This window comes from Sphingomonas bacterium (genome assembly GCF_903644135.1).
Classification (GTDB): Bacteria; Pseudomonadota; Alphaproteobacteria; order Sphingomonadales; family Sphingomonadaceae; genus Sphingomonas.
Genome location: NZ_CAHJXA010000361.1, coordinates 1 through 2713 on the forward strand (window position 1 = coordinate 1; position 2713 = coordinate 2713).

The window sequence follows — 2713 nt, forward strand, 5'->3', positions numbered from 1 at the left end:
GCGTCGGTCAGCAGCCGATGGTGATGATAGCGCGGCGGCGGCAAGCCGAGCAGCGCCTGCAGAAGCCGGTGGATGTGGGTCGCCGCGAACAGGTCGACGCCGCGCACCACGTCGGTGACGCCCTGCGCCGCATCGTCGATCGTCACCGCCAGGTGATAGCTGGTGCCCGCATCCTTGCGCGCCAGCACGACGTCGCCCTGCGCGGCCGGGTCGGCGGTGATATGCCCCGCCGTCGCGTCATGCCACGCCAGCGGTCCGGTAATCGCCACCGCCGCCGTCATGTCGAGCCGCCAGCCATGCGGCTCATGCGCCCGCGCTGTCCGCTCCGCCGGTGAGAGGGCGCGGCAGGTGCCTGGATAGACCGGCGCGGTGCCATGCGGCGCAGCGCTGCTCGCGGCGATCCCGGCGCGGGTGCAGAAACAGGGATAGACAAGGCCCCTCGCCTGCAACCGCGCCAGCGCCTCGGCATAAAGCGCCCGCCGTTTGGACTGGAACACGAGCCCGTCCCACTCGAGTCCCAGCCACGTCAGGTCGTCCAGGATCGCGGCGACATGGTCAGGCCGGCAGCGCCCCTCGTCGATGTCCTCGATGCGCAGCAGGAAGCGGCCGGCGGACGGTGCCCGCGCCAGGTCGTGCGCGCGGATCGCCGACAGCGCGTGGCCCAGGTGCAGCCGCCCGGTCGGCGACGGCGCGAAGCGGCTGACGACCGCCACCCCTTGACCCCCGATCACATGCCGTGCTGTCATAGTGGTGTTGTCATATCGGGGTCATCGCGAGGCTTCACGATGCTCTCGCCAGTTAGCGTGGGAGAAGACGTGTTCCACCCCGATCTGATGCGCCACCCCGACGGATGTCCGGCGCTCGTCCTCAATGCCGATTACACGCCGCTTTCCTATTACCCGCTCAGCGTCTGGCCGTGGCAGACGGCGGTCAAGGCGGTGTTCCTCGACCGGGTCGACATCGTCGCGCATTACGAGCGCGAGGTCAGGAGCCCCACCCACACGCTCAAGCTGCCGTCGGTGATCGCGCTCAAGCAATTCGTCAAACCCTCCGCGTTTCCGGCGTTCACCCGCTTCAACCTGTTCCTGCGCGACCGCTTCGCCTGTCAATATTGCGGCGCGCCCAAGGACCTGACCTTCGACCATGTCGTGCCGCGCGCGCAAGGCGGGCGGACGACGTGGGAGAACGTCGTCACCGCCTGCGCGCCGTGCAACCTCAAGAAGGGCGGCCGCACCCCGCGGCAGGCGGCGATGCCGCTCCACCTCGAACCGATCCGGCCGACCAGCTGGCAGCTCCAGGAACATGGCCGCAGCTTCCCACCGCATTATCTGCACGATACATGGCGCGATTGGCTCTATTGGGACATCGAGCTGGAGGCGTGACGATGGCAAGGACGGAAGTGCGGGCGGCGATCGCGCTGGCGGCACTGGTGGCGGTAGGCGGCTGCGGCAGCGCCAAGAAGGCACAGGCCAAGGCGGATGCGCGGGCGGCAGGGTTCGTGCCGCCGTCGGTGATGTCGCGGCTCGACTATGGCGGCGTCGTTGAGCGCCGTTTCCGCGCGCTCGACCGCAACGGCGACGATTACATAACCCCCGACGAGCTGCCGACCAAGGACAGCAAGCTGATGGACCTCGACCGCAATCGCGACGGCAAGATCAGCGCCAGCGAGTGGAGCGAGGGGATGCTTGCCCGGTTCGACCGCATGGACCGCAACCATGACGGCTCGGTGACCTCGACCGAGCGCGACATCGACCATCATTAGCGACGGTTGACCTTGGCGGTGCTGCGGCGCAGCAACGACCGATGACCAGCGCCCCTTCGCTCGCCAACAATGCCGACATCCGCTATCTGGGTACGCTGCTCGGCGACGTGATCCGCGGCTATGGCGGCGAGGAGCTGTTCGCCGCCACCGAGGCGATCCGCCGCGCCTCGGTCGAGCGCCACCGCGCCGAGGACGTCGAGGCCGAAGGTCACCCGGCGGAGCTGGGGATCGAACGGCTCGACCTCGACGCCACGCTCGACTTCGTGCGCGGCTTCATGCTGTTCTCCATGCTCGCCAACCTGGCCGAGGACCGGCAGGGCTATGGCCAGGGGCTCGCGGCCGAGCCGGGGGCCGACGTCGCCGCCGCGATCGAGCGGCTGGGCGAGGCCGGGGTCGACAAGCCGGCGATCCTGCGCCTGCTCGACCATGCGCTGGTCGCGCCGGTGCTCACCGCCCACCCGACCGAGGTGCGGCGCAAGAGCATGATCGACCATCGCAACCGCATCGCCGAGCTGATGGGGTTGCGCGACGCGGGCCACGAGCACACCCCCGATGGCGACCGGGTGGAGGATGCGATCGTCCGCCAGATTGCGCTTCTCTGGCAGACGCGGGTCCTGCGCCGCGAGCGGCTGGTGGTGACCGATGAGGTCGACACCGCCCTCTTCTATCTGCGCGACGTGTTCGTGCCGGCGCTGCCCGCCCTGTACCAGCGCTGGGACCGGGCGCTGGGGGAACGGGTGCCCAGCTTCCTGCGGCCGGGCAGCTGGATCGGCGGCGACCGCGACGGCAATCCGTTCGTCACCGCCGACTCGCTGCGCACCGCCATCGCCAAGGCCAGCGCGGCGATCCTCGCCAGCCATGCCGAGGCGCTGCACGCGCTCGGCGGCGAGCTGTCGATCTCCGCCCGGCACGTCGCGGTCGACCCGGCGGTGCTCGCGTTGGCCGAGGCGA

4 protein-coding genes are annotated in these 2713 nt (G+C 69.8%); 3 read left to right on the top strand and 1 reads right to left on the bottom strand.

Annotated elements, in window-relative coordinates; translation table 11 throughout:
• Positions 1-731, bottom strand: a 731-nt coding sequence (gene gluQRS / locus HUU96_RS14470) for a tRNA glutamyl-Q(34) synthetase GluQRS (RefSeq protein WP_254605255.1), incomplete at its 3' end; no start/stop codon positions are given.
• Between the two features lie 84 nt (positions 732-815).
• Here gluQRS and HUU96_RS14475 point away from each other — a divergent pair.
• From HUU96_RS14475 to HUU96_RS14485, 3 genes are all read left to right on the top strand, one after another.
• Positions 816-1382 (top strand): HNH endonuclease, encoded by a 567-nt coding sequence (locus tag HUU96_RS14475; RefSeq protein WP_174293441.1) that lies wholly within the window; start codon positions 816-818, stop codon positions 1380-1382.
• A 2-nt stretch (positions 1383-1384) separates the two neighbouring features.
• Positions 1385-1762: a hypothetical protein gene (locus HUU96_RS14480; RefSeq protein WP_174293442.1), complete on the top strand. Its 378-nt coding sequence runs from the start codon at positions 1385-1387 to the stop codon at positions 1760-1762.
• Between the two features lie 41 nt (positions 1763-1803).
• Positions 1804-2713: phosphoenolpyruvate carboxylase (locus tag HUU96_RS14485; protein ID WP_174293443.1), on the top strand; the 910-nt coding region annotated here is incomplete at its 3' end.